Below are 25,836 nucleotides of genomic sequence, written 5' to 3'. Positions count from 1 at the left end.
CTCAGTTGAAATTCGCCCGCCAGCCAGCGCCAACTGAGTATTTTCGGGGTGAAAATAAAAAATTCGACTATTCATGGGGTTAGCTGCAAAAAAGGTGTTGACACCCCTCCGCAAATCTATAGAATGCGACCCCACAGCAGGCACGTAGCTCAGTTGGTTAGAGCACCACCTTGACATGGTGGGGGTCGTTGGTTCGAGTCCAATCGCGCCTACCAAACAAAATCCGCTCTGCTGGGCGGTCTAGAAGGGCTCACCGAAAGGTGGGCCCTTTTTTGTTGTCTTGGATTTGCCAGGCTTTTGTTCAGATGATGCAAATGCAGGTGCTGAGCGATCATAAGCACGAGATTTCATTTTTCAGATATTGAGTTGAACAAAGCTTGTTAAGGCTACATAATCGCTCCTGCCTCATTTGAGGCCGATCCCGCAAGGGGTTTCGACAGCGCTTAGAAAGTTCTATGTTGAGCGGTGTTCGCGCAGGTCAAGGTCGCAAGACGCAGACCATGCTATACCTGATAGGGTTTAGCGCATTTTCCAAAGGTGAGACATTATGTCTAAAACCAATGTTGTGTCTTTCGCAGAGAAAAAGGCTGAGCTCCAGACCAAAGCCGACTTTCTTGATTTTCTCCACGATGACATCAAAAATCAGCCAGAGAGTATCCAGCCTATACCTGCTGGTCTTCTGAATAGAATTCAGTCCCTTCGCCTTAAGGCTGAGCAAAATCGTCGTAGTGAGCTTCTAGAAGGCTAAAGATTACGTGACTGAAAGCACTCTTAACATTGTCAACGGGTGGGCACTTTATGCTCACCCGTTTTTCTTGGAGCGCCTTGAGGCGCTTACTGCAGAGGTTGAGAAGGCTGCAGAGAAGGATCCAGATGAATTTCATCGTCATCCCTCCTACAAGCTTCTAGATGCTATTGCCGAAAATATTTTGGTCAATGTACCTGCCAACCCGGCGCACCCTGGCTACCGTCAAGGTACTACGCTGGGAAAGACCAATAAGCATTGGCTTCGGGTTAAAAAGCAGGGTATGGCTCCTCGCTACCGTCTTTTTTTCCAGTTTCGTTCAGATGCCCCTAAAACGATCATCTATGTATGGATCAATGATCAGGACACGCTTAGAAAAGCGGGTGGCAAAAATGATGTCTACGCCGTCTTTGCTGCGATGATTAAGGGTGGCAAGGTCCCAAGCGAATTTGCCAAGCTTTTGGCAGAGAGCGACCCTTACATCGTGTCATTGGAGTCAGCAGTAACTGCTGATGACCAGGTTGTTGCGCCTGTCCCGTCTTGATTCATACTCAAGCCTTCCCTTTAATGCGTCGCTCATTAAGCGCGGATCCTCTCAAGGCTCAATCTGCTCATCTCAGTAATCTGCACACTTCAAACGCGCCTGTCGCCAAGCAGGCGCGTACTGCTTTAGTGCGTGCTCACGCTGTCCAGTGACTTGTCGACATACGCCTGGGCGAGTTCTACCAGGTGCACGAGCGACAACACTAAATGGCGCTGATGCCCGCTCAAACCATTCCCCGCCTCAATCGCCGAGGCGCCCAGGCAGCGCAATAAGTCTGACGCTTGGGCCAAAGCCGCTTCTGAATTAACGCTGTCAGGGATTGCATACGCGGACGGGGCCGCGTGGCGAGAGGGCTTATGGCCGAGCAGGTAAAAATCCAAAGCGCGATTAGCGGCGACACGATCGAGCGACAGCTCATGGCTCGCAGCAGCTTCTGGAGAAAAGGCGGGTGGGTCGGGAACTATCTTTTTCATGGTTACAACTCCGGATACAGCATAAGGGAGCTATCACCGTTCGCTACTAAACGAATTAAGGTGGTAGCCGTACGCAGGTTAGTAGACCGGTGTATCCGGAACCCGGCGCGCTCGAGAACGCCCTGCGCACGGCCACCATAAAATTGAGAGCGAAAAAATACGCCTCAACGAGGTGGCGGTATGCGCCGGATTACAAACCGAGCTACTAAACCCGACTGCTGTTTTTTTCAGCAGTGGGCCGAGACTAGTGCCCGATGTTGGCCGACGCAAGCGCGCGAGATTTTCTAGGATGTTTCGTCGGATTGAAAGGGAAACGTCGTACGAAATAGCTGATTTCACGCAGATGGTTCCCCAAAAATCATGAGGTGGGACTAGTCTTTTTATCGGGGGATGCGAGTCATCTTTTATTCTCTGCTGTGGTTCTCTCCGTCAATCAGACGCCGTTATTTGTAACGGTGGTGAGAAAGGTCCACGTTCAGGCGTGTTGCTGTTTTTTACTGGAAGGCCCGCAGTTAGAGGGTTCTAGGGTGGCAGACGCGGCCGCAGTGCGATTTAATGGCCATCGTGTCAATTTCATAATCCCCTAAGTGTCAAAATAACGGCGTTTAAGATGTTTTTTTTTAATTGGATCCCAGATTCAACGTCTGGCATATTCAAAATATTGACGATGCCATATTGATGGCCTATCTTGAAATTATCGATGTGGCGTGTAGATGTCCTTTAATAAAAAGCCAGCGTCACGGGAATTCTCTATGAGCCGTACAGATGACATTTCGAGTCTTTTCAGCAGATTCGGAGCAAGTGCTGGTAGTTATCACGAGTTCGAAAGTCAGATCGACTACAAAGAGAATCCCCCTGTACCTGAGCCGGAAAAAGCCCCTGTCAGCCCTGAAGTTGCGCCTGAAAAAGTGGTTGCCACTGAAGTAGTCGCAGAAGGTGTTGAGGCGCCGTACAGCGAACCTCCTGTTTCAATCGAGCCTGTCTCTTTAAAACCGGAGCCATCGCTCAGCGTGCCTGCGCCCGTCGCCGAGGTAGAGCAAAATCTGGCAGACGGTGTCGACGCTCAACTCGTTTCACCCACTCCGCAACCCCTGACTACACAGCCACCTCAGCCGGTTGCGGCTGTAGCACCGGCTGCGCCTGCCCCCAACCGTTTGCGCAATCTGCTTGCCGAGGTGGTTCAGGCCCGTGAAGTTGAGGCGCAGGCTCTGGCTGAAGAGGCATTGCGCCAGGAAGCCGCGCGGGGCCGTCCAGCCAAGTGCAAGGCGCATATTGTGGTGGTGGTTTCGCTCAAGGGCGGTGTCGGTAAAACCACGTTGGCGGCCGGGCTGGCCAGCCGTTTGCGCCTGGAGGGCGGTCGCACGCTGGCCATCGATCTGGACCCGCAAAACGCGTTGCACTATCAACTTGGCGTCGAACACGGCGAGTCCGGCATCGGCAGCCTGAATGGGGCAGGGCACACCTGGAATGACAGGCTACAGCCCGGTTTTGATGGCGCTCTGTTGATGCCCTACGGCGTGTTGGGCGACGACGAAAGTCACGCACTGATTCATGACATGCACGAAGATCGATACTGGCTGGCTCGCCAGTTGGACCACATGGACCTGGCTGCAAACGATGTAGTGCTCATAGACACTCCGACCGGTTCTACTGCGTCATTGGCGCAAGCCCTGGATGTGGCGGATGAAGTGATTGTGGTCACCACGGCCGATGCGGCCAGCTTCAACACGTTAGACCCGATAGAGCGCCTACTGAATGCGTCCCATGCCCGCGCCGCGTCTTCACATTGCAACTATGTGGTGAATCAGTTCGACGCCAGCCGTGAGTTTTCCCGGGACATGCTCGAGGTGTTCAAGCGTCGCCTTGGGCAGCAGTTGATGGCAGTTGTAGCTCTGGACAATACCTTGGGCGAAGCGCTGGCCTATGGACGCAACCCCATGTCGGCGGCCGAGCCTTCGCCAGCGTGTGAAGATGTGCTGCAGCTTGCAGAACAACTCAAGGTCCGGTTCAAAACCTCGTGTGCTCAAGAGGTTGAAGCCCAGTGATAACGACTACTCCAGAAGCCGATGCAGCCGCCCCGCCAACCCGCACTCAGCGTTGGGCCCAAGCGTTATCTGATCGTATTGAGCAGTGGCCGTCCGGGCTGCGTCACGTACTGGGCCTGGGCGTGACGCTGTTATGCGTGATGCTGGGCATCTTAATCATCATTACGCCGTTTGAGTTTTATGCGCAGTGCATGTTCGCCGTGGGCTGTTTCGCGGTGGCGCTGGTGTTGCGCAAGATTCCGGGGCGCCTGACAGTGTTGATCCTCATCGGCCTGTCACTCACCGCTTCGCTGCGTTACATGTACTGGCGCGTCACGGCGACACTGGACTTTGAAAGCTGGCTCGACATCGCGTTCGGTTACGGCCTGGTGCTGGCTGAACTGTATGCCCTGGCGGTGCTGGTGTTCGGCTACTTGCAAACGGCCTGGCCACTGCGTCGCCAACCTGTGCTGCTCAAGGGGCCGCCCAGCGAGTGGCCGGTTGTCGACGTGTTTATTCCGACCTACAACGAAGCGCTGGATATTGTAAAGCTGACGATTTTTGCCGCTCAGGCCATGGACTGGCCCAAGGACAAGCTGCGCGTTCATGTGCTCGACGACGGTAATCGCAAAGATTTTCGTGAGTTCTGCGAGCAGATCAACGTCGGCTACATCACTCGTGACAACAACCGTCACGCCAAAGCCGGCAACCTCAACGAAGCCTTGAAGGTGACCAGCGGCGAGTACGTGGCCTTTTTTGATGCCGACCACGTGCCAACCCGCTCGTTCCTGCAAATCAGCATTGGCTGGTTTCTCAAAGACCCCAAGCTTGCGATGTTGCAGACCCCGCACTTCTTCTTTTCACCGGATCCGTTTGAAAAAAACCTCAACACCTTCCGTTCAGTGCCCAACGAAGGGGAATTGTTTTACGGCCTGGTGCAAGACGGTAACGACCTGTGGAACGCGACTTTTTTCTGCGGTTCATGCGCGGTATTGCGCCGTGACCCATTGCTTGAAGTGGGCGGCGTCGCGGTAGAAACCGTGACCGAAGACGCCCATACCGCGCTGAAACTCAACCGCGCGGGCTACAACACGGCGTATCTGGCGATTCCGCAAGCAGCAGGGCTGGCCACCGAAAGTTTGTCGCGTCATATCAGCCAGCGGGTGCGCTGGGCGCGGGGCATGGCGCAAATCTTTCGCACCGATAACCCGTTGTTCGGCAAAGGCTTAAAGCTGGGCCAACGGCTCTGCTACCTCAACGCCATGCTGCACTTTTTCTACGGTTTGCCGCGCTTGGTGTTCTTGACCGCACCGCTGGCGTACCTGTTTTTTGGTGCGCAGATCTTCCATGCCACCGGCTTGATGATCATGGCGTATGCGTTACCGCATATTTTCCATGCGGCGTTGACCAACTCGGCGATTCAGGGGCGGTTTCGCCACTCGTTCTGGAACGAGGTGTACGAGACCGTACTGGCCTGGTACATCATGGGGCCGGTGTTGATGGCGCTGGTCAAGCCCAAGTTCGGTGGCTTCAACGTGACCAGCAAGGGCGGGATCATCGATCAGACCTTCTTTGACTGGAAGCTGGCCCGGCCCTATATCGTGCTGCTGGCCATCAACCTGGCCGGGATGATTTTCGGCTTTGTGCAACTGGCAGTGGGCAGCGAGGGGGCGGTCGTTACCTTGCTGATCAACCTGGTGTGGACGGTCTACAACCTGATCATCACCAGTGCGGCCGTGGCAGTAGCCAGTGAAACCCGCCAGGTGCGTTCTGAACCGCGGGTGGCTGCTGTTATGCCTGCGCTCATGACCTTGCCCGATGGCAGCGTGATCGAAGGCGTGACTCAAGACTTCTCGCAAAAAGGCATGGGCCTGAGATTACCCGAAGGCGTTAGCTTGCCCCAAGGGTCGAAGGTGCAGATCTCGCTGTTTCGCAACGATAAGCCGAGCGAGTTCCCGGCCATTATTGTGTTCAGCCGCGGCGGCTTGCTGGGCTTGCAATTCGACCAATTGAGTCTGCGTCAGCAAAGTGAACTGGTTCGTCTGACGTTTTCACGTGCCGATACCTGGGCTTCAACTTGGGGCCATGGCGAGATCGACACGCCTTTGGTGGCTTTCCGTGCCGTTACCCGCATCGGGTGGCGCGGTTTTACCGCACTGTTCAAAGCCATGCTTATGGAAATACGAAACGCTGTTGCGCGTCGTCGTGTCGCCCCATCCACTCTAGAAAACGTATTGGACAAATGATGAACTCAAAGTCTTTCGCTTTCAGTAATCTGCGCGACCCACGTCGTGCACTGGCAGGCCTGACCTGTGCCTGGCTAGCGTTGAGTGGCGGCACGGCCCTCGCCGAGACGGCTACTGCGTCTGCTGCCCCTGCCGCTACCCAGAAAAGCTACACCGTGACCCTCAAGCAGTTGGGGCGTAATTACCCTATGACCTTGCGCGGTGTGGACTCAACCGACAGCGTCAACTTCAACGTACGCGCCGACTCGATTGTGACGGGTGCGAAGTTGAATCTGCAGTACGCCTATTCGCCTTCGTTGCTGGCCGACCTGTCGCAAATCAACGTGTTGATCAATGATGAAGTGGCGGCGAGCCTGCCGCTGCCTAAAGACAAAGCCGGGCAACCGCAGCAGCAAACCATCGATATTCCGCCGCACCTGATCACTGAGTTCAACCGTTTGAGCTTGCAGTTCATCGGGCACTACACCATGAGTTGCGAGGACCCGCAGCACTCCAGCTTGTGGGCCAAAATCAACAACGGCACCAACCTCACCCTTGATGTATCACCGCTGCCGTTACCTAATGATTTGTCAATTTTACCGTTGCCATTTTTTGATCGTCGTGACGCGCAGCCATTGGAGCTGCCATTTGTTTTTGCCGCCTCACCGGACAACACCACGCTGGAAGCGGCCGGTGCGTTGTCTTCCTGGTTCGGTGCATTGTCCAGCTATCGCGGGGCGCGGTTCTCTTCCAGCTTCAACCAGATCCCTGCAAGCGGTAACGCCGTGGTATTGCTCAGCGGCCAGGGTGACTTGCAACTGGACGGTGTGACGTTGCCAGCGGCCAAGGGCCCGAGCGTGAGCATCATCACCAACCCGAACGACCCCAACGGTAAGTTGTTGCTCATTACCGGGCGTGACAGTGCTGAGCTCAAACGGGCCGCCACGGCGTTGGTGTTGGGCAGCCAGACGTTGTCGGGTAATGGCGTGGTGATCGATAACCTCACGGTGGTGCAGCCACGCAAGCCTTACGACGCGCCAAACTGGTTGCCGACAGATCGCAAGGTCAAGCTCGGCGAGTTGCTGCCAGAACAACAGTTCAATGTCACCGGTTACAACCCGGGTGACATCGTAGTGCCGCTGAACTTCCCGCCGGACCTGTTCACCTGGCGCGATAGCGGGGCCCCGTTGGACCTCAAATACCGCTACACCCCGCAAGAAAAATCCAACAACTCGTCGTTTATCGTCAGCTTTAACGATGCGTTGATTCAGTCGCAAAGCCTGCCCTCCGAGGAAAAACTCGACAGCAGCGTGCTGAGCACCCTGAAAAGCAACAACGGCAACCTCGATCGCGAGCTGAGCGTAAACTTGCCGCTGAACTCGGTGGCCCTGCAGTCACGCCTGCAACTGCGCTACATGTTCGATTACATCAAGCAGGGCGAATGCCGCGACATCATCATCGACAACATGCGCGGCTCCATCGACCCTGAGTCTACGCTGGACCTGACCGGCTACGACCATTTCATCGCGATGCCTAACCTGGGTGTGTTCAAAGACGCCGGTTTCCCGTTCACCCGCATGGCTGACCTGTCAGAAACCGCGGTGGTGCTGCCTGATCACCCAGGCGTTGCCGAACTGAATGCGTTCCTGACCGTGCTCGGCCGTTTTGGCCAGTCCACCGGTTACCCTGCGGTTGGCGTGCAAGTGATTGAAGCCGACAAAGTGGCGGGCGCCGCAGATAAAGACCTGCTGGTGTTTGCCTCGGGCAACAACCAGCCGTTGCTGTCGCTGTGGGCCGATCGCCTGCCGGCTTACGATGCTAATGGCCAGCAGAAATTCCATCTGTCTGACCTGCCGATGCGCGTTCGCGACTGGTTCAGCCCGGATCCGGAAGCCAACTTGCGTAAAACCAAGCTGGCAATGGCGTTCTCTGGTGGTGCGCGCAGCACTTACCTGACGGGCTTTGAGTCGCCGCTCAAGAGCGGTCGCAGTGTGGTGGTGATCGCAGGGGGCGGCCCTGACGGCCTGGCGGATGCGACCAATGCCCTGATTGGCGGGGAGGATTACAACCAGTCGGTCCAGGGCAGCCTGGTGGTGGTTCGCGATAAAGCCGTCGAGGCGCTGGTAGCTGACGAGGATTACTACGTCGGCAGCCTGGGCACGATCAAATACCTGCAATGGTTGATGTCGCGCCACGTGCTGTGGGTGCTGGTGCTGACTGGCCTGGGCGTGGTGGTGCTCAGCGGGCTGGCTTACCTGGCATTGCGTGCGCGTGCCAACAAGCGTCTTAAAGAGTAGGCCCCAGTGCTTTTCGTGAAGGGTGTGGATGTTGTGCGAGCCCGCGTTCGGGGTGGCCTGCTGTGTGCGTTGCTGTTGACCTTACTGCTGCCGGTCACTGCGCGCGCAGAGGCCTGCAGTGTGCCGCCCTGGCCGCTTTGGCAAACATTTGTTGAGCACTTTGTGCAGCCCGACGGCCGGGTCATGGACGCCAGCACGCCGCAGCGTCACAGCTCTTCAGAGGGGCAGTCGTACGCGATGTTCTTTGCCTTGGTGGCGGATGATCGCGAAACCTTTGAAAAGCTGTGGCGCTGGAGCGTGAATAACCTCGCCCAAGGTGACATCAAGGCCCATTTGCCGGGTTGGTTCTGGGGCCTGGACGAGCACGGAGAATGGGTCTTGCTGGACAGCAACTCGGCGTCTGACGGCGACCTGTGGTTTGCCTACGCCTTGCTGGAAGCCGGGCGACTCTGGCATCGAGCGGATTACACCGAAGACGCTCGGCATCTGTTGGATAACATCGCCACTCAAGAGGTTGCCGCATTGCCGGGCTTGGGCAAGATGCTGATGCCGGGCAAGTTCGGCTTTATCAAACCTGATCCGGCCAGCCCTGATCAGTGGCAGCTAAACCCCAGCTACATGCCGATTCCGATACTGCGGCGCTTTGCCGAGGTTGATCCCAAAGGTCCATGGGCGGACATCGCGAAGAACACTGCCGCCTTGATCAAAGCCGTTTCTCACAACGGTTTTGTCGCGGATTGGGTCACTTATCGCGCCACCGGCGCCAAAACCGGCGAGTTCGTGACCGACCCCACCAAAGGCGATCTGGGCAGCTATGACGCGATTCGGACCTACATGTGGGCCGGGCTGATGCCTGCCCGTGACCGGCTGCGCAAACCCTTGCTCGATAGCCTGGGCGGTATGTTGCAGGCCACCACCGAGGATGGCGTGCCCCCGGAAAAAGTTCAGGTCACCACCGGCGCGCATAGTGGAGCAGGGCCGTTTGGTTTCTCGGCTGCGTTGCTGCCGTACCTCAAGGCGCTGGGCAAGACCACGCTGCAAAAAGAGCAGGCCTTGCGCGTTGACCAGCTTATGGCGCAAAGCCTGACGCCAGAAGCAGTCAAGCTTGCTCAGCCACCGTACTACTTTTTTGTATTGAGCCTGTTTTCCTTGGGCTATATGGACAACCGCTACCACTTCCTCGATGACGGGAAGTTGCAACCGATGTGGGAGACAATATGTCCGCGCGCCACCACGCCGTAGCCTTCGGGATACTTGCGACACTGATTAACAGCAGCAGTTTTGCCGCGCTCAATGACGCGGGCAAGGCATTGCTTGAACAGGGTAAATACTGGCAGACACAAGATGACTCGGCCCGTGCCACGGAGGTCTGGAAAAAGCTGTTGCTGATCGATCCGCAGCAAGTGGATGCGTTGTATGGCCTGGGCCTGCTTGAACTCAAGGCCAAGCGCGTGACAGGCGCGAGCAATTACCTGGCGCAGTTGAAACAGTCCCATCCCGGTGATCCACTGACCTTGCAACTGGAGCAAGCCATTGCCCTGCAGGCCGGTAAAAACCCGGACCTGCTGGATCAGGCGCGCACCCAGGCCCGTAGCGGCGAACTGGATAAATCGGTGGCGTTGTATCGGCAGGCGTTTGCCGGCAAACCGCCGCAAGGTGAGCTGGCGCTGGAGTTCTACAACTACCTGAGCTACACCGCTGGCGGCGCCAATGAAGCCCGTCAAGGGCTGTTGCGCTTGCTGCAACAGAACCCGAACAATGCCAAGGCCAAGCTGGTACTGGCCAAATTGCTGATTCGCAACGAGGGCACCCGCCCTGAAGGTTTGCAGCGCCTTGCGCAACTGTCGACATTGCCTGAGCTTGGCGGTGAAGCCACCGAAAGCTGGCGCCAGGGGCTGGTCTGGCTGGGCACGCCACGCCCTTCGGACATTCCCTTGTTTGAGGCCTACCTTAAGGCCAACCCGAACGACAGTGAGATTCGCACGCAAATGCTCAGCCGGCCCAAAGCGGGCAGCACGGCCAACATGAACCCCAACTTGGCGCGCGGGTACAAGGCGCTGCAAAACAACCAGCTCAACGTTGCCGAACAAGCGTTTCTGGCACGCCTCAAAGAACAGCCGCAAGACTCGGACGCCTTGGGCGGCCTAGGGCTGGTGCGTCAGCGTCAGGGGCGTTTGAGCGACGCCAATGAGTTGTTGAGCCGTGCCGCCGCTCGCAGTTCCGACAAGCGCTGGCAGTCGGCGTTGGACGGCAACCGCTATTGGAGCCTGTTGGACCAGGCCGACAAGGCACAGGCCAGTCAGGACTTGCCACGGGCGCGCAGCCTGTTGCAGCAAGCCATCGCCAGCAAGCCGCGGCAGGTCGAAGGCTACATTGCGCTGGGCGGGGTACAGGCCGCGCAAAATCAGTTGACCAATGCCGAGGCCAGCTATCGTCAGGCCCTTAGTCTGGACAACGATAACCCGGACGCGTTGCTCGGGTTGATCACGGTGATGGCGCAAAACGGTCAAGCCAGCCAGGCCATGCAGATGGTTGAGCGCATGACCCCGGCCCAGCAACAGCGTTTGGGCGATCTGCGTCCGTTGAAAGCCGCAGTAGCGGTGGGCAAGGCCAAAAATGCGGCGCGCAGTGGTGACCTCAAGGGCGCGATCACGGCGCAACAGGAAGCCGTGCGCAATGATCCGGGCAATGCCTGGGCGCACTACGACCTGGCGCTGTATTACCTGCAAGCCAAAACCCCGGACAAGGCTCGGCAAACCATGGCCGATGCGCTCAAGTCCAACCCGCAAGACCCCGAAGTCTTGTACGCGAGTGCCTTGCTGTCCAGCCAGTTAGGCGAATGGTCGGCCGCGCAAAGCACGCTGGATCGCATCCCCATGAGCCAGCGAACAGCACCGATGCAGCAACTGGCCAGCGAAGCGCAACTGCAGGCGCTGGTCACACAGGCGGCGACGCTGGCCAAGCAGGGCGACCGTGAGCAAGCGCTGACCTTGTTGCGCCGCGCTGAACTGGCCGCCAACGGCAAGCCGCAATCCATTGGCATGTTGGCCTCGGCTTATGTCGATGCGGGTTACCCGGATCACGCTTTGTCGATGCTGCGCAACGCCATTGCGCAGAGCACTAATCCGCCCGCGTCGTTGCGTCTGGCGTATGCCGGTGTGCTGCTCAAAACCGGTGATGACGCCAAGGTTAATCAGTTGCTGCACCAATTGCAGAGCCAGCCTTTGACCACGGCGGATCAGCGTACCTACGACGAGCTGCTGTTTTTGTACACCGTGCGTCAGGCGGACGTACTGCGGGAGAAGGGCGATTTGGTCGCGGCTTACGACACCTTGGCCCCGGCGCTGGCCCAACGGCCGAACGACCCATTGGCCAACGGCGCACTGGCGCGCATGTACCTGGCCAATGGCGACAGCGCCAAAGCCATCGCGCTGTACAAGCCATTGTTGCGGGCTGCGCCTGATGACCCGCAATTGCAGATCGGCATGGCCCAGGCCTTGAACAAATCGGGTGACAAGAGCGGGGCCGCCGCTGCGGCGGACAAAGCCCTTGAACTGGCGCCCAACGATGCACAGATCCTCGCCAGTGCGGCGGGCATTTTCCGCGCCCAAGGCAAAAACGCCAAGGCTCAGGATCTGTACACCCGCGCCCTGGCATTGCAGGCGCCGCCCAAGCAAGACGCCAATCCCTTCGCGAAATCGGCTGTGGCCGCCAACCCGTTTGTGGGGGCAGAAGGGCAACGTCGCCAGTCGCGTTTGGCCCAAGGCAGCGTGCCGCTGATTCCCGAGCCTGCACAGGAGCAACTGGCCGCGCCCGACGAAGACATCGCTGCGCCCGTGCCGGTGTATGCAGGTAACTCACGCAACCCAGCGCGCATCGCACCGAGTGTCAGCAGTGGCGGGTATGCCGTGTCTGAGTTCGACGATGATTACGTTGCGCCACGTCGGGTTGCTTCAGCTCCGGTCAGCGACCCGCAAGAAGAAGCGCGCCAGGCGATGCAAACCGCTTTGACCGAGATCAAGCAGGAGCGCAGCCCGCGTATCACCCAAGGGGTGGCCATTCGCAGCAACGACAGCGAGTCGGGCCTGAGCAAAATGACCGACGTGGAAGCGCCGCTGGAGATCAGTTTGCCGGTGGGTGATGACCGTGTTGCCTTGCGCGTGACCCCGGTGTCGTTGAACGCTGGCAGCGTCGGTGATTCGGCCAAAAACCGCTTTGGCGGCCCTAATGCGGCTCAGATCGCAGCGGTGCAAACCGTGTTGGCGGCCCCCGACCCAACCCCGGCAGCGCTGGCTGCGGCCAGTGGTGTCAATGGCTCGGCCGGTCGGCAAAAAGACTCGGGCGTGGGTGTGGCGGTGGGCTATGAAATGCCCTCGCAAGGGCTCAAGGCTGACATCGGCGTCAGCCCGCTGGGCTTTCTGTACAGCACGCCCGTGGGTGGCGTGAGCATTGATCGCGCGCTCAGCGAAGACAGTAACGTGCGTTACGGGGCGAGCTTGTCGCGCCGCTCGGTGAACGACAGCCTGGTGTCTTTTGCCGGTGCCAAAGATGCGCGCAGCGGCCTCAAGTGGGGCGGAGTAACCGCCAACGGCGGGCGCGTGCAACTGGGTTACGACAACGGTGACTACGGCGCGTACGGTTACGCAGGCCTGTACAAACTGCTGGGCAACAACGTCAAGGACAACACCCGTGCCGAAGGCGGCGCCGGTATTTACTGGTACCTGCTCAGGGATGAAGAACGCCAGTTGACGGCAGGCCTTGGCGCCACGGCCCTTAAGTACGACAACAACCAGGACAACTTCACCTACGGCAGTGGCGGCTACTTCAGCCCGCAAAACTACTTCTCCATCGGCGTGCCGGTGAGCTGGTCGCAACGCGCTGATCGCTGGAGCTACACGCTGCGCGGTTCGGTGGGCCTGCAACACATCGAGCAGGACTCGGCCAAGTACTTCGCCAACGACGGCGCCATGCAAGCATCGCTGGAGCAGGCGTCGGCGGCCTATGCCGCTGCCGGCTCATCGTTGCAGACCAAATCTTCAGGCCAGAACAAAAACGGGATCGGCTACAACCTCGGCGCGGCAGCCGAGTACCGTTTGGGCAGCAACATGATTTTGGGGGGCAGCTTTGGCATGGACAACGCCCAGGACTACAAGCAGTGGACGGGTGGCTTGTACCTTCGTTACACGCTCGAAGATTTCACCGGGCGCATGCCGATGCCGATCAATCCTTACCTTTCCCCGTATTCGAACTAATGTGCAGGAGCTAGACCGTGGCAGCATCTCTTTTGGCGGGCATGACAATTCTAATGATCGGCGACAGCCACTTGGCGACGCCGGGGTATTTGATTACGTCGTTGCATGAAGACCTCGTGGCCCAGGGGGCCAAAGTACACACCCTGGGCATTTGCGGCTCCAATGCCGGTGATTGGCTCAAAGCCTCCCCGGCGGGGCAGTGCGGGGCTGCCGAGCGTAAGGATGGCGGCAAGGTGGTGGTGTTGAGTGACAAGACCGCGACTACCCCCATCAGTGAGTTGATCGCTGCCGATAAGCCGGACCTGGTGCTGGTTGTACTGGGCGACACCATGGCGGGTTACGACAAGCCGCAATTCCCTAAAACCTGGGCCTGGCAGCAGACCACCGACCTGGCCAAAGCGATTGCTGCAACGGGCAAGCGTTGCGTCTGGGTGGGGCCGAATTGGGGCTCTGTGGGTGCTCAATACAAAAAGACCCCGGAGCGGGTCAAGCAGGTGTCGGGTTTCCTGGCGGCCAACGTTGCGCCCTGCGATTACATCGACTCCTTGAAGTTTTCGGTTCCGGGGCAAAAAGAGTGGGCAACGGTCGACGGCCAGCACATGACCGCACCTGGCTACAAGCTCTGGGGTGACGCTATCGACAAGGCGTTGCTAGACACGCCTGCGGTCAAGGGGCTGAAAAAATGAGCAAGCACTTTTCGGCGCTAATGGCCCTGCCGGTGTTGGCATGCAGCGCCCTGGCAAATGCTGCGCCTGCGCTCTACGCCACCGGCCCGGCTGAAGACTCGGCATTTATTCGCTTCGTCAACGCCAGCCCTGCGCCGCTGGAGGTGGTTGCTCAGCCTGGGCAGGCGCCGCTGCGTCTGGAGGCGGCGCAGCCGGTGTCGCTGTTGTTTCCCGTGGACTCCAGCAAGCCGGTCAAGGGCACGCTGGTCAGTGGCGGGCAGAAGTTGCCCATCGATTTGAAGATCGAGCCCAGTGAGTTTGTCACGGTGTTTGCTGTGCCGGATGGCGCGGGTATTCAACAGGCGGTGGTGCGCGAGCCCGACACTGACTTCAACGCTTTAAAGGCGTCGCTGGCATTTTTTAACGTCGATGCGTCATGTGCCGATGCCGCGCTGCTTGCTGCGGGCCGTAACGCTGAGTTGTTCAAGTCTGTCCCGGTCAACACCGCCCAGCGCCGCCTGATCAATCCGGTGCAATTGTCGGTGCAACTGGTGTGCGCGAATGCCAATGTCGGCGCTGCGCTGGATCTGGGCCAACTCAAGGCGGGCGAGCGTTACAGCGTGATGCTGGTGCCGTCTGCCAACGGGCCGCGGTTGTTGCACGCAACGGACACTCTATCCCACTGATCGGATTCTGCCGCCGCCATGGTCTTCGCCTCTCTCGAGTTTCTGACGTTATTTCTGCCAGCGTTCCTGCTCATCTATGCGCTGGGCAAGCCGCAGTGGCGTAACGTCATTTTGTTGATCGGCAGCTGGTTGTTTTACGGCTGGCTGAACCCGATGTTTCTCGCGTTGCACATGGCGTTGACCGTGGTCGCGTGGGTTGGCGGGCTGCTGATTGACCGCTCGCGGGAAGACTCGAAGGGCCGTGTGCGGTTGTTGGTCGCCCTGATCGTGTTCAACACCGCCGTGCTCTGCTGGTACAAGTACGCGAACATCCTTGCGGCCACCTGGATGGAGTGGATCACCTACCCGGGTGCCATGCCGCTGGAATGGCAGCGCGTGGCGCTGCCTGCCGGGCTGTCGTTTATCGTTCTGCAGGCGATCTCTTATCTGGTGGACGTGCACCGCAAAACCGTGCCGGTCGAGCGCAGCTTTGTGAACTACGCCACCTACATTTCGATGTTCGGCCACTCGATTGCAGGGCCGATTATTCGTTACGACTGGGTGCGTCGCGAACTGGTCAAACGCTACTTCGACTGGCAGAACTTCTCGCTGGGTGCCCGTCGTTTCATGATCGGCATGTGCATGAAAGTGCTGGTGGCCGACACTCTCTCGCCGCTGGTGGACGTGGCGTTTCATCTGGACAATCCGTCCTTTGTTGATGCCTGGATCGGTTGCCTGGCGTACTCGCTGCAACTGTTTTTCGACTTTGCCGGCTACAGCGCCATGGCCATCGGCCTGGGTCTGATGCTGGGTTTTCACTTCCCGGAAAACTTCAATCAGCCGTATCTGGCCCGAAGCATTCAGGACTTCTGGCGGCGCTGGCACATGTCCCTGTCCAGCTGGTTGCGCGACTACCTGTACATCGCCTTGGGTGGCAACCGCAATGGCGCCTGGAAAACCTATCGCAACCTGTTCCTGACCATGGCCATCGCCGGTCTGTGGCATGGCGGCGACAGCTGGAACTACCTGCTGTGGGGCGCTGCGCACGGTATTGCATTGTGCGTAGACCGCCTGTGGTCCCGCTCGACCCTGCCGAGCATCCCGCCGGTGCTGGCGCACACCTTGACCCTGTTGTTTGTGTTTATGGCCTGGACGCTGTTCCGCGCGCCGGACTTCCATTCGGCGTTGAACATGTACGCGGGGCAGATTGGTTTGCACGACTTTGCACTGGGCGACGCGCTGGCCGTGACCCTGCGTTCGGCTCATGGCCTGGCGGCTTTGCTGGGGATCGCCTGCATCCTCGCGCCGGCCTTTAAAAGTCGGTATGAGCAACGTTTCGGCGGCTCAGCGCTGTATGCACCGATAGCGGCCGTGTGGCCGGTGGCGGGTTTTCTGCTCTCGTTCGCGTTGATCGCGAGTCGTGAAGCGGTGCCTTTCCTGTACTTCCAGTTCTGATGGCCGAGCCCATGCCTGACTCATCTCCAAAAGCGGTTATGCCGAGTGAATTCACGGCCCGTATCAGCAAGCTGTCCGGCTGGGTATTCGCCGCGTTTTTGCTGGCAAGCTTTGCTTCGGCTGTCTGGTTAATGGTCAGTGGCAAGGTACAACTGTTGCCGCCCAACCTCACCCAGGACCAAGTGCTGCATGGCGAAGTCACCCATAAAATCGCCAAGCAATTGTCGATGGCGGCGGTGCCGGAACGCGCCGCCGATCTGGAGCGTGCGGCCAGTTGGCTGACCTTCCATGACACCGGCGCGCGGGTGCGTCCGGGCTGTGACGGCTGGTTATTCCTGACCGACGAAATGCGCATCAACCGTCACGCCCAAGACAATGCCAACACCAAAGCGGCAGCGGTGGTCGACATTCAACAGCGCTTGGCCAAACGCGGGATTCAACTGCTGGTAGCGGTGGTGCCGGACAAGAGCCGGATTGGCGCTTCACAACTGTGCGATTTGCGTCGTCCGGCGCAATTGCAGGACCGCGCGGTGGCGTGGGTTGCCGCGTTGAACAAGGCAGGCGTCAAGGCCATCGACCTGGCGCCCACCCTGCAACCGTTGGGTGCCGAGGCGTTTCTGCGCACTGACACTCACTGGAGCGAAGTGGGCTCATCGGCGGCTGCCAAAGCGATTGCCCAGCACGTGCAGGCCATGGGCATCAACGCCACCCCGCACACAGACTACGAGCGCACCGTGCAAAGCCCTGCGCGCCGCCCGGGCGACCTGGTGCACCTGGCGGGCCTTGACTGGTTGCCGGTGAGCGCCCAGCCCGCCCCGGAAACAGTGGCGGCTAGCGAGTTCAGCGAGAAAAAGACCGAAGGCAGCAGCGGGGCGACAAGCGAGGATGACCTGTTTGGCGACGATAACTTGCCCAACATCGCGCTGATCGGCACCTCCTTTTCGCGTAACTCCAACTTCCTGGGTTTCCTGCAACAGGCGCTGGCCGCGCCGGTGGGCAACTTCTCCAAGGATGGCGGCGAGTTTTCTGGTGGTGCGAACACCTACTTCAACAACCCGGCCTTCAAAGACACCCCGCCCAAACTGGTAATCTGGGAAATCCCCGAGCGCGACATCCAGACGCCTTACAGCGAAACAATTGAGTGGGCCAAGTAGGTAACAACCCACGTAGCAGTTGACGAGCTCAGCGAGGCTACGTCCGGCTGCGAAGCAGTCGTAAAGATCTTTTACTGGCACCGGCAGCATGAGGCGCCGCGGTCTATGCTCACAGTCTTTCGCCATTCCTCCAAAGGACCGCAGCCATGACCGAAAAGACGTTGTTTGAGCCTTACGCCCTTGGGCACCTTACGCTTGCCAACCGCATCGTGATGGCGCCGCTGACGCGTAACCGTGCGGGTAAAGGGTTTGTGCCCAGTGAGTTTGCGCCAGAGTATTACGGCCAGCGGGCCTCGGCCGGTTTGCTGATTTCAGAAGCCACGCAAATTTCTCATCAAGGGCAGGGCTATCAGGACACGCCCGGTATTTATTCCCCGGCGCAAATTGACGGCTGGCGTGCAGTGACCGATGCCGTACATGCGAAGGGCGGGCGGATCTTTGCCCAGTTATGGCATGTGGGGCGGATCTCCCACGTAGACCTGCAGCCCAATGGCGATGCCCCGGTAGCACCTTCTGCGCTGCGGGCCGAGAGTAAAACCTTCGTCAATAACAGTTTTGTGGACGTCTCTGAACCTCGGGCGCTGGAGCTTGAGGAACTGCCGGGCATCATCAACGATTTTCGTCAGGCCGCCGCCAATGCCATCAAGGCAGGCTTTGACGGGGTCGAGATCCATGGCGCAAACGGTTACTTGCTGGACCAATTCGCCAAAGACGGCGCCAACCTGCGTGACGACGCCTATGGCGGTTCCATCGTCAACCGTGCCCGCTTGTTACTGGAGGTGGCGTCGGCGGTGGCCAGCGAGATCGGCCCGCAGCGTACCGGTATCCGTATTTCGCCGGTTTCCCCGGCCAACGGGATAACCAGCAGCGATCCGCAGGCGCAGTTTGATTACATCGTCGACCAGTTATCGGCGCTCGACCTGGTGTATCTGCATGTAGTGGAGGGTGCGACCGGCGGACCGCGTGATGTTGCGCCCTTTGACTATGCCGGGTTGCGTCGACGTTTCAAAAACACCTACATCGCCAATAACGGCTATGACCTGGCGCTGGCGAAGCAGCAATTGGCAGAAAACAAGGCAGATTTGTTCGCTTTCGGGCGGCCATTTATTGCCAATCCGGATCTGGTCGAGCGCCTGAAAACCGGTGCGCCTCTGGCTGAGCTGGATCCGAACACCCTGTATGGCGGGGGCGCTGCCGGATATATCGACTACCCGACGTTGTAGTCGCTGACGAGGCACGAAGGCTGCGAGAAGAGGTAAATAAAACGGTTTTCGCAGCCTCATGCTTCGGCAGCGACTACAGGTATTGCGAATTTTTTTTAGTTATTCGTTGGGTGCCTGGCGGCTGAATAACACTGGAAAATGGCAGGGGCGGCTGGATTTGAACCAACGCATGGCAGGATCAAAACCTGCTGCCTTACCGCTTGGCGACGCCCCTGTATCTGTTGCGAAGAGTGCCTTGCACTCTGTGTGACGCTGCTTACTGCGAGGTCTTTAAGATCTGCTGTAAGAGTGGGCGAGAATATATCGACATTTTCTCGACCTGTGAACCCCCTGAATGAAAAAAATCACGTAAAAACAGCCGCTTAGTGCTTTTTTAGGGCATGCCGAGAGGTTTTTTGCCCCGGCCAACGGTTGTCTGGTCAAAAAATAACCTTGCGCTTGTGAAATTTACCGAGTAATTTTTCATGAAATTAAGCTACATAAATTTCATGGCGGTATAAATGTGCCTTCCAGCCTGTGTGGAATCAGGGCGTGAATAAACAAGAAGAAATCGCTGCGCTGGCGATCCTCATTCACGATCTGCGCAAGCATAAAAAAGTCACCCTCACGGAACTGGCCGACAAAATTGGCCGCTCGGTGGGTTTTATGTCCCAGGTCGAACGCGGTCTGTCGCGGCCGACGGTGGCAGATCTCACCGCCATCAGCGAAACGCTGGACGTGCCGACCACCTATTTCTACAACATGCCCAAGCCCAAAGCCTTGTCCTGGGTTACCCGGCCGGACGAGCGCCGCACCTTGTACCTGGCCAACGGCATCACCGACATTCTGGTTTCGCCGAAAATCCGCGCATCGTTTTCCATGCTCGAAAGTTTGCTGGAGGCGGGTGCCACCAGCGGCGAGCGGCATATGCTCGACAGCTCCGAGCAGGGCGGCTATGTGCTGGAGGGCGAGCTGACCTTATGGCTGGGCGACGACGAAGACCCGGTGACCTTGCGCGCCGGCGACAGCTTTCAGTTCGACAGCAACACTTTGTGCCGTTACGCCAACCTGACCGAGCAGCTCACACGCGTGCTGTGGGTCTACACCTGATTTAAGGATGAATACGATGGATGCTGCGTGCTCTGACCTGCTGGCCGAAGTGCGGACCTTTCGCCAGCGCTACCCGGATGTGCGGTATGTCGACCTGATTTCCCTGGACATACCGGGGCATTTTTACGGCAAACGTTATCCGATCGACATGCTGGAAAAAGTCGCAGGGGGCAGCGCGCTCAAGTTGCCGCAAAACTGTGTGTTGCTGGGGGCGCAGGGCGGGTTGTTCAAGATCGGTGATTATTGCTTTAACGATGGCGACCCTGATGCCGTGCGCCGTCTGGTGCCCGGCACACTCAAGCCGGTGACTTGGGAAGGCCAGCCGCTGGGGCAAATGCTGATTACCTCTGACGGGACGGCAAAACCCATCGAATTCGAGCCGCGTGAAGTCCTCGCGCAAGTGCTTAACCGGTTGGCCAGCAAAGGCATTCATCCGGTGGTGGCGTTTGAGCTGGAGTTTTATCTCTTCGACAAGCACCTGCGTGATGGCCTGCCGCAATTTGCCCGTGACCCGTTCACCGACGACACCGATGACCAGCCCAACATGCACATCGAGCGCCTGTCGCGTTTTGCCCCGGTGCTCAATGAAATGGTTGAGGCGGCGCAAATCCAGGGTATCGATGCCACGGTCATTACCGCCGAACTGGGCCCGGGCCAGTTTGAAATCAACTTTGGCCACCTTGACGATGGTTTGCGTGCCGCCGACTGGTCAGCGCTGTTCTGCCGCAGCACCCGGGGTGTTGCGATGAAGCACGGTTACCGGGCCAGTTTTATGTCCAAACCCTACCTGCATCAGCCGGGCAGCGGCATGCATGTGCACGTCAGCCTGTATGACGCGGCGGGCAACAACCTGCTGGCGGCCAATCAACAGCAACCGCTGCGCCATGCCATTGCGGGTTGTCTGGAACTCTTGCCTGCGTGCATGCCGATTTTTGCCCCCAACCACAACGCCTTTCGCCGTCTGGGCGGCACCACCAACATCGCCACCCGCGCCAGTTGGGGCTTTGAAGACCGCGACGCGTGCTTGCGGATTCCCGAGTCAGACAGCAAAAACCTGCGGGTGGAATACCGTCTGGCGGGCGCCGATGCCAACCCGTACCTGGTGCTGGCGGCGATTTTGGTGGGGCTTGAGCACGGGCTTGAATCGGCCAAAGAGCCGATTGCGCCACTTAACGAAGACCGCAACAGCGGCGTCGACTTCCCGCTGGACATGCTCGAAGCCGTGCGCGCCATGCAGCCCCAACCGCAGTTGCGCGCAGGTTTGGGGGCCGAGTTCGTCGACGTTTATTGCGAAAACAAACGCCAGGACCATCTGGCGTTTATGCAAGACATCAGCGCGCGGGAGTACCGCTGGTTTATGTAAATAACGTTCTCGCTGGGCGGGTTAGAACGTTTGCCCCAGCGAGAACTGGAAGATTTGCGTTTCGGCATCGGTCGGTTTGCGCACCGGGAAGGCCAGGTTGACGCTCAGCGGGCCCATCGGGCTGTACCACGTCACGCCCACGCCCAGCGAGCTGGCCATCTGGCTCAGGTCTACGCCGTCGCAGCCGGTGGTGGTGCTCAAGTAGCACTTGTCTGAATACACGCTACCGACGTCCCAGAACAACGAGGTCCGCAGCGATTTGTTGTCCTTGATGAAGGGAATCGGGAACAGGTATTCGACGCCGCCGGTGATCATGATGTTGCCGCCCAGCGCGTCGGTTTTACGGTCGGTGTAGTACTCCTGGCCCATGCTCGCGTACTTGCCGGTGGCCGGGGTGTTGCGTGGGCCGAGGGTGCCGCTTTCAAAGCCGCGCACCGAACCTTCACCGCCTGCGGTGTAGTTTTCATAGAACGGCAGGCCGTCGGTTGAGCCGTAGCCATTGCCGTAGCCCAGGTTGGTATGAAAACGCAGCGAGGTGGACTGTGTCAGCGGCAGGAAGGTCTGGCCGCTGTAATCGATTTTGTAGAAACTCAGGTCGCTGCCGGGCACCGTGACCATCAGGTTGAGGTTTTGCGAGTAACCGCGTGTCGCCAGAATCCCTTTGTTCAGGGTCGATTCCGACCAGCCCAGGTTGGCCTTGAAGTTGGTGAAGGATTTGCCGTCGCGCTGGATGAAGTCATAGATCTCATCGGCGCTGTAAGTGCCGGGCTTGAGTTCGTCGTGCTGCGCAGTCAGGCCAAAACTGACGCGTGAAGTTTCGTTGATCGGGTAACCCAGGGTGATCCCGGCACCGTAGCTGTTGATCGAGTAGTACGACACGCCATCGTCGTAATAATCGTTGTAGTCGGTTTTGTTGTAGAACGCGTTGTAGCCAAGGCTCACGCCGTCCGGGGTGAAGTAGGGGTTAGTGAAGCCGATGTTGTATTTGCTTTGGTATTCGGAGCGGGTCAGGCCAAGGCTGGCGGAGTTACCCGTGCCCAAAAAGTTGTTCTGGGTGATCGAGCCGCCGAGGATCAATCCGGCGTTCTGGGCAAATCCCACGCTGGCAGTGATCGAGCCCGAGGCCTGTTCTTCAACGGTGTAGTTCACGTCCACCTGATCGTCGACACCCGCCACGGCCGGTGTTTCAACGTTGACCTCCTTGAAGTAGCCCAGACGCTCAAGGCGCACCTTGGACTGGTCAATCAGGTAGGTCGAGGCCCAGCCACCTTCCATCTGGCGCATTTCACGGCGCAGCACCTGGTCTTCGGTCTTGGTGTTGCCGCGGAAATTGATGCGGTTGGCGTACGCGCGTTTGGCCGGATCGACCACAAACACGATATCAACCGTGTGGTCGTCTTTATTCGGTGTTGGCACGGCGTTGACGTTGGCAAAGGTATAGCCTTCGTTGCCGAGGCGCCGGGTAATCAAGTCAGAGGTGGTGGTCATCAGTTTGCGCGAGAACACCTGGCCCTTTTGCACCAGCAACAAGGCTTTGATCTGCTCCTCGGGGATTTTCAGGTCGCCGCGCAAGGACACGTCGCGCACGGTGTACTTTTCACCCTCATTGATATTGACGGTGATGAACACCTGCTTTTTGTCAGGCGAAATCGAGACCTGAGTCGAGATGATCTCCATGTTGATGTAGCCGCGGTCCAGGTAATAAGAACGCAGGCGCTCAAGGTCACCGGTGAGCTTTTCGCGGGCGTACTTGTCATCGTTCTTGAAGAACGACAGCCAGTTGGTGGTCTTGAGGGTGAACTGGTCGTCGAGCTCTGCCTGATCAAACACGCTATTGCCGACCACGTTGATGTGCTTGATCGCCGCCACCTGGCCTTCGTCAATCTTGATCTTCAACTGCACGCGGTTACGCGGTTGGGAGACGACTTCGGTGTCTACCGAGGCCGAGTAACGGCCTTGGGCCACGTACTGGCGCAGCAACTCGTTGCGTACGCCTTCAAGGGTGGCCTTCTGGAAAATCTCGCCTTCGGCCAGCCCCGATTGCTTGAGGCCTTTCATCAGGTCGTCGGTGGAGATGGCCTTGTTGCCTTCTATATCAATGCTGGAAATAGACGGGCGTTCAACCACGGTAATGACCAGAACGTCGCCATCGCGACCCAACTGAATGTCCTGGAAAAACCCGGTTTTAAACAGTGCGCGGGTGGATTCTACCAAGCGCTGATCATCCGCTTCTTCGCCGACATTCAAGGGCAGGGCGCCGAACACGCTACCGGCGGAAACCCGCTGCAAGCCGTTGATTCGAATATCAGAAATTTTGAAACCCTGGGCATGTGCAAGGGTGGCATTGAGCAGCAGTGCAACCGAGCAGAGCAGGCGCGGAAAATTCATCAAGATCTTTATTTCCAGAACACATCGACAAGCAGCGCTGGCGGGCGTGCGGATGGCTCGAGCAGACGCCATGCTCCGCGAGCCACGCAAGCGGGTGGAGCGCCAGCATAAAAGCTCGGGGCGTTTGGTGCGGTTAACCCAGTGTCAAGTTAGGTAAAGGTTGGCGTTACGCGATGACGCTGCACGGTTCAGCTACGATAATGCCTGGCCCCCCTTTGCAAGAGTTCGCCATGATCCGTGTATTGCTCGTCGACGATGACCAGGAACTGACTGCACTGCTCAGTGAATATCTGGAGCGCGAAGGTTTTGCTGCGACCGCCGTGCACAGCGGCGAAGAGGGCGAAGTCCAGGCGTTGTCCGGTCGCTACAGCATTGTTGTACTGGATGTGATGTTGCCCCGGCTGTCGGGGATCGAAGTGCTGCGGCGCATTCGTGCGCGCAGCCAGGTGCCGGTGGTGTTGCTGACCGCCCGTGGCGACAACATTGACCGCATTACCGGCCTTGAGCTGGGCGCGGATGACTACGTGCCCAAACCCAGCTCGCCGGGTGAACTGGTGGCGCGTTTGCGGGCGATCATGCGTCGGGTCAATCCCGCCCCTGACCAGACCGCGACCGAAGCGATCAAGACCGGGCAGTTGGTGCTCTGGCCCGGCAAACGCCAGGCGCTGTGGCAAGGCAATGAGCTGGGCCTGACCAGTACGGAGTTCAGCCTGCTCGAAGAACTGGCCCGCTGCGCCGGGCAAGTGGTGAGCAAGCAAGATTTGTCGCTCAATGCCCTGGGCTGCCCGTTGACCCGCTACGACCGGCGCATCGACGTGCACATCAGCAGCATTCGGCAAAAGCTCGGCCCGCGTCCTGATGCCAAAGCCTGGATCCAGAGCGTGCGCGGCCTGGGCTACTTGTTGATCGCTGAATAATGAAAGCGAGTCGACTGTTCTGGAAGCTGTTTCTGGCGTTCTGGCTGGCCACCACGTTGACGTTTTTTGTCGGCATGGGCTTTGTGATCCTGAGCAAATCAAAACCGGGGGACCCGCACCTCGACACCATTCTGACCAGCGAAATCCACCTGCTTGAAACCTTTGGTGTCGAGTCGGGCATGCAATTGCTCACGGTCTGGCGCCACCCCGATGATCAAGCCATTGGCGTTTATGACAGCAGCGGGCAATTGCTGGCCGGGTCACCCGTATTGCACCCGGTGTTTGAGCGTGCGGTGCTGAGCAAAGAAGGCATCGAACTGTTTATCCGCTCGACCCGCGCGCCGGGTGAACACGGCGAACCAGGGCCGGGGCTTGGCGAAGGGCCGGGCCTGATGCCGTTGATTATCGGCACGGTGATGAGCGCGTTGTTCAGCGGCTACATGGCCTTTTACCTGACCTGGCCGTTGACCTTTTTGCGCCGCGCCATGAGTGACGTGGCCCAGGGCCGATTCGGTACGCGGGTCAAACCGATGATGGGCGGGCGCCGTGATGAAATCGTCGACCTGGCCGAAGACTGTGACCGCATGGCCAACCAGCTGAGGCTGCTGGTCGAAGCGCAACAGAGCTTGCTGCATGACATCTCCCACGAATTGCGCTCACCGCTGACGCGCATGCAAGTGGCGATCGGGCTATTGCATCAAGACCCCGGACGCAAAGAAATGGTCGAGCGCATCGAGCGCGAGTCGGTACGCATGGACACCCTGATTGAAGCGCTGCTGACTCTGGCCCGCGTTCAGGGGCGGCCCGACAGCATCGAGCGGGAGCTGGTCGACATCATCGAGTTGCTCAGATTGATCGTTGAAGATGCGCAGTTTGAGGCCGGGGTCAAAGACTGCGAAGTCACCTTGCAGGCGGGGCCACCTTTTGTCAGCCGGGTGAGCGGTGAACTGCTGTATCGCTGTTTTGAAAACGTGATTCGCAACGCCGTTCGCCATACCCGCCCCGGCACGCGTGTGCGGGTAACCACCCAGACCAGTCTGGCGGGCAACAGCTTGCAGGTGCAGATTACCGACCATGGGCCGGGGGTTGAAGAACAGCGCCTGAAGAGCATTTTCCAGCCCTTCGAGCGCGGCGCCAGCGAACCCGGTGGCGGTTTTGGGTTGGGGCTGGCAATTGCTTCACGCTCGGTGGAAATGCACGGCGGCACCATCGTCGCCTACAACCAGCCCTCGGGCGGCCTCACCGTAGAAATCAGCCTGCCCAAAGACCCCGTGTAGGAGCGCGTACACCCTGTAGTCGCTGACAAGGCACGAAGGCTGCGAACAACCCCCCCCCGTAGCAGTTGACGAGCCTTGCG

Annotated in this window: 18 protein-coding genes and 2 tRNA genes; 17 read left to right on the top strand and 3 right to left on the bottom strand. The window is 58.7% G+C overall.

Annotated elements, in window-relative coordinates:
• Positions 1-138: 138 nt before the first annotated feature.
• The 3 genes from GHO25_RS17325 to GHO25_RS17315 all read left to right on the top strand — a co-directional run bounded on the left by GHO25_RS17325 (position 139) and on the right by GHO25_RS17315 (position 1,289).
• Positions 139-215: transfer RNA gene (locus GHO25_RS17325), tRNA-Val, on the top strand.
• A gap of 332 nt (positions 216-547) precedes the next feature.
• Positions 548-748: a hypothetical protein gene (locus GHO25_RS17320; protein ID WP_153336209.1), complete on the top strand. Its 201-nt coding sequence runs from the start codon at positions 548-550 to the stop codon at positions 746-748.
• A gap of 7 nt (positions 749-755) precedes the next feature.
• Positions 756-1,289 carry a type II toxin-antitoxin system YhaV family toxin gene (locus tag GHO25_RS17315; protein WP_178110127.1) on the top strand — a complete coding sequence of 178 codons (534 nt, stop codon included), beginning with the start codon at positions 756-758 and terminating at the stop codon, positions 1,287-1,289.
• Between the two features lie 125 nt (positions 1,290-1,414).
• Here GHO25_RS17315 and GHO25_RS17310 read toward each other — a convergent pair whose 3' ends face one another.
• Positions 1,415-1,762, bottom strand: a complete 348-nt coding sequence (locus GHO25_RS17310) for a DUF6124 family protein (RefSeq protein WP_153375227.1) — start codon at positions 1,760-1,762, stop codon at positions 1,415-1,417.
• 752 nt (positions 1,763-2,514) lie between these two features.
• Between GHO25_RS17310 and bcsQ the strand changes: the two genes are divergently transcribed.
• The 10 genes from bcsQ to GHO25_RS17260 all read left to right on the top strand — a co-directional run bounded on the left by bcsQ (position 2,515) and on the right by GHO25_RS17260 (position 18,722).
• Positions 2,515-3,807 carry a cellulose biosynthesis protein BcsQ gene (gene bcsQ / locus GHO25_RS17305; RefSeq protein WP_153391424.1) on the top strand — a complete coding sequence of 431 codons (1,293 nt, stop codon included), beginning with the start codon at positions 2,515-2,517 and terminating at the stop codon, positions 3,805-3,807.
• A complete protein-coding gene (bcsA, locus tag GHO25_RS17300) occupies positions 3,804-6,032 on the top strand; it encodes a UDP-forming cellulose synthase catalytic subunit (RefSeq protein WP_178110126.1) in 2,229 nt (742 codons plus the stop codon). Before bcsQ ends, bcsA begins: the two co-directional genes overlap by 4 nt.
• Positions 6,032-8,308 (top strand): cellulose biosynthesis cyclic di-GMP-binding regulatory protein BcsB, encoded by a 2,277-nt coding sequence (bcsB, locus tag GHO25_RS17295; protein ID WP_153391422.1) that lies wholly within the window; start codon positions 6,032-6,034, stop codon positions 8,306-8,308. Before bcsA ends, bcsB begins: the two co-directional genes overlap by 1 nt.
• A gap of 6 nt (positions 8,309-8,314) precedes the next feature.
• Entirely contained in the window at positions 8,315-9,550 is a 1,236-nt protein-coding gene (bcsZ, locus tag GHO25_RS17290; RefSeq protein ID WP_178110125.1) for a cellulose synthase complex periplasmic endoglucanase BcsZ, read from the top strand.
• Positions 9,526-13,560: a cellulose biosynthesis protein BcsC gene (locus GHO25_RS17285; RefSeq protein ID WP_153391420.1), complete on the top strand. Its 4,035-nt coding sequence runs from the start codon at positions 9,526-9,528 to the stop codon at positions 13,558-13,560. Before bcsZ ends, GHO25_RS17285 begins: the two co-directional genes overlap by 25 nt.
• Before the next feature lie 53 nt (positions 13,561-13,613).
• Positions 13,614-14,246 (top strand): SGNH/GDSL hydrolase family protein, encoded by a 633-nt coding sequence (locus GHO25_RS17280; RefSeq protein WP_048388555.1) that lies wholly within the window; start codon positions 13,614-13,616, stop codon positions 14,244-14,246.
• On the top strand, positions 14,243-14,911 hold the full coding sequence (locus GHO25_RS17275) for an alginate O-acetyltransferase AlgF (RefSeq protein WP_153391418.1): 669 nt from the start codon (positions 14,243-14,245) through the stop codon (positions 14,909-14,911). Before GHO25_RS17280 ends, GHO25_RS17275 begins: the two co-directional genes overlap by 4 nt.
• Positions 14,912-14,929: 18 nt before the next feature.
• Positions 14,930-16,345, top strand: a complete 1,416-nt coding sequence (locus tag GHO25_RS17270) for an MBOAT family protein (RefSeq protein WP_048368900.1) — start codon at positions 14,930-14,932, stop codon at positions 16,343-16,345.
• 11 nt (positions 16,346-16,356) lie between these two features.
• Complete coding sequence (locus tag GHO25_RS17265; RefSeq protein ID WP_178110124.1) at positions 16,357-17,499, top strand: cell division protein FtsQ; 1,143 nt, start codon at positions 16,357-16,359, stop codon at positions 17,497-17,499.
• Between the two features lie 146 nt (positions 17,500-17,645).
• A complete protein-coding gene (locus GHO25_RS17260) occupies positions 17,646-18,722 on the top strand; it encodes an alkene reductase (RefSeq protein WP_153329822.1) in 1,077 nt (358 codons plus the stop codon).
• Between the two features lie 139 nt (positions 18,723-18,861).
• On the opposite strand, the gene GHO25_RS17255 is transcribed toward GHO25_RS17260, so the two are convergent.
• A tRNA-Gln gene (locus GHO25_RS17255) sits at positions 18,862-18,936 on the bottom strand.
• Between the two features lie 317 nt (positions 18,937-19,253).
• Between GHO25_RS17255 and GHO25_RS17250 the strand changes: the two genes are divergently transcribed.
• Together GHO25_RS17250 and GHO25_RS17245 are read left to right on the top strand one after the other, a co-directional pair.
• A complete protein-coding gene (locus GHO25_RS17250) occupies positions 19,254-19,811 on the top strand; it encodes a helix-turn-helix domain-containing protein (RefSeq protein ID WP_048368902.1) in 558 nt (185 codons plus the stop codon).
• Positions 19,812-19,827: 16 nt separating this feature from the next.
• Positions 19,828-21,174 carry a glutamine synthetase family protein gene (locus GHO25_RS17245; RefSeq protein ID WP_153391414.1) on the top strand — a complete coding sequence of 449 codons (1,347 nt, stop codon included), beginning with the start codon at positions 19,828-19,830 and terminating at the stop codon, positions 21,172-21,174.
• 21 nt (positions 21,175-21,195) lie between these two features.
• On the opposite strand, the gene bamA is transcribed toward GHO25_RS17245, so the two are convergent.
• Positions 21,196-23,562: an outer membrane protein assembly factor BamA gene (gene bamA / locus GHO25_RS17240; protein ID WP_153376062.1), complete on the bottom strand. Its 2,367-nt coding sequence runs from the start codon at positions 23,560-23,562 to the stop codon at positions 21,196-21,198.
• Positions 23,563-23,792: 230 nt separating this feature from the next.
• Between bamA and GHO25_RS17235 the strand changes: the two genes are divergently transcribed.
• Positions 23,793-24,479 (top strand): response regulator transcription factor, encoded by a 687-nt coding sequence (locus GHO25_RS17235; RefSeq protein WP_048368907.1) that lies wholly within the window; start codon positions 23,793-23,795, stop codon positions 24,477-24,479.
• Positions 24,476-25,756 (top strand): HAMP domain-containing sensor histidine kinase, encoded by a 1,281-nt coding sequence (locus GHO25_RS17230; RefSeq protein WP_178110130.1) that lies wholly within the window; start codon positions 24,476-24,478, stop codon positions 25,754-25,756. Before GHO25_RS17235 ends, GHO25_RS17230 begins: the two co-directional genes overlap by 4 nt.
• Positions 25,757-25,836: the final 80 nt, after the last annotated feature.

The organism is Pseudomonas sp. FSL R10-1350 (assembly GCF_009600525.1).
Classification (GTDB): domain Bacteria; phylum Pseudomonadota; class Gammaproteobacteria; order Pseudomonadales; family Pseudomonadaceae; genus Aquipseudomonas; species Aquipseudomonas helleri.
The sequence above is the reverse complement of the archived record's forward strand: the minus strand, read 5'-3'. Positions and strand labels throughout refer to the sequence as shown.

Coding starts and splice junctions, on each gene's coding strand:
- GHO25_RS17265 (WP_178110124.1), top strand. CDS start 16,357: ATGCCTGACTCATCTCCAAAAGCGGTTATGCCGAGTGAATTCACGGCC.
- GHO25_RS17310 (WP_153375227.1), bottom strand. CDS start 1,762: ATGAAAAAGATAGTTCCCGACCCACCCGCCTTTTCTCCAGAAGCTGCT.
- GHO25_RS17275 (WP_153391418.1), top strand. CDS start 14,243: ATGAGCAAGCACTTTTCGGCGCTAATGGCCCTGCCGGTGTTGGCATGC.
- GHO25_RS17260 (WP_153329822.1), top strand. CDS start 17,646: ATGACCGAAAAGACGTTGTTTGAGCCTTACGCCCTTGGGCACCTTACG.
- GHO25_RS17285 (WP_153391420.1), top strand. CDS start 9,526: ATGTCCGCGCGCCACCACGCCGTAGCCTTCGGGATACTTGCGACACTG.
- GHO25_RS17235 (WP_048368907.1), top strand. CDS start 23,793: ATGATCCGTGTATTGCTCGTCGACGATGACCAGGAACTGACTGCACTG.
- bamA (WP_153376062.1), bottom strand. CDS start 23,562: ATGAATTTTCCGCGCCTGCTCTGCTCGGTTGCACTGCTGCTCAATGCC.
- GHO25_RS17320 (WP_153336209.1), top strand. CDS start 548: ATGTCTAAAACCAATGTTGTGTCTTTCGCAGAGAAAAAGGCTGAGCTC.
- GHO25_RS17270 (WP_048368900.1), top strand. CDS start 14,930: ATGGTCTTCGCCTCTCTCGAGTTTCTGACGTTATTTCTGCCAGCGTTC.
- GHO25_RS17280 (WP_048388555.1), top strand. CDS start 13,614: ATGATCGGCGACAGCCACTTGGCGACGCCGGGGTATTTGATTACGTCG.
- GHO25_RS17245 (WP_153391414.1), top strand. CDS start 19,828: ATGGATGCTGCGTGCTCTGACCTGCTGGCCGAAGTGCGGACCTTTCGC.
- bcsQ (WP_153391424.1), top strand. CDS start 2,515: ATGAGCCGTACAGATGACATTTCGAGTCTTTTCAGCAGATTCGGAGCA.
- bcsB (WP_153391422.1), top strand. CDS start 6,032: ATGAACTCAAAGTCTTTCGCTTTCAGTAATCTGCGCGACCCACGTCGT.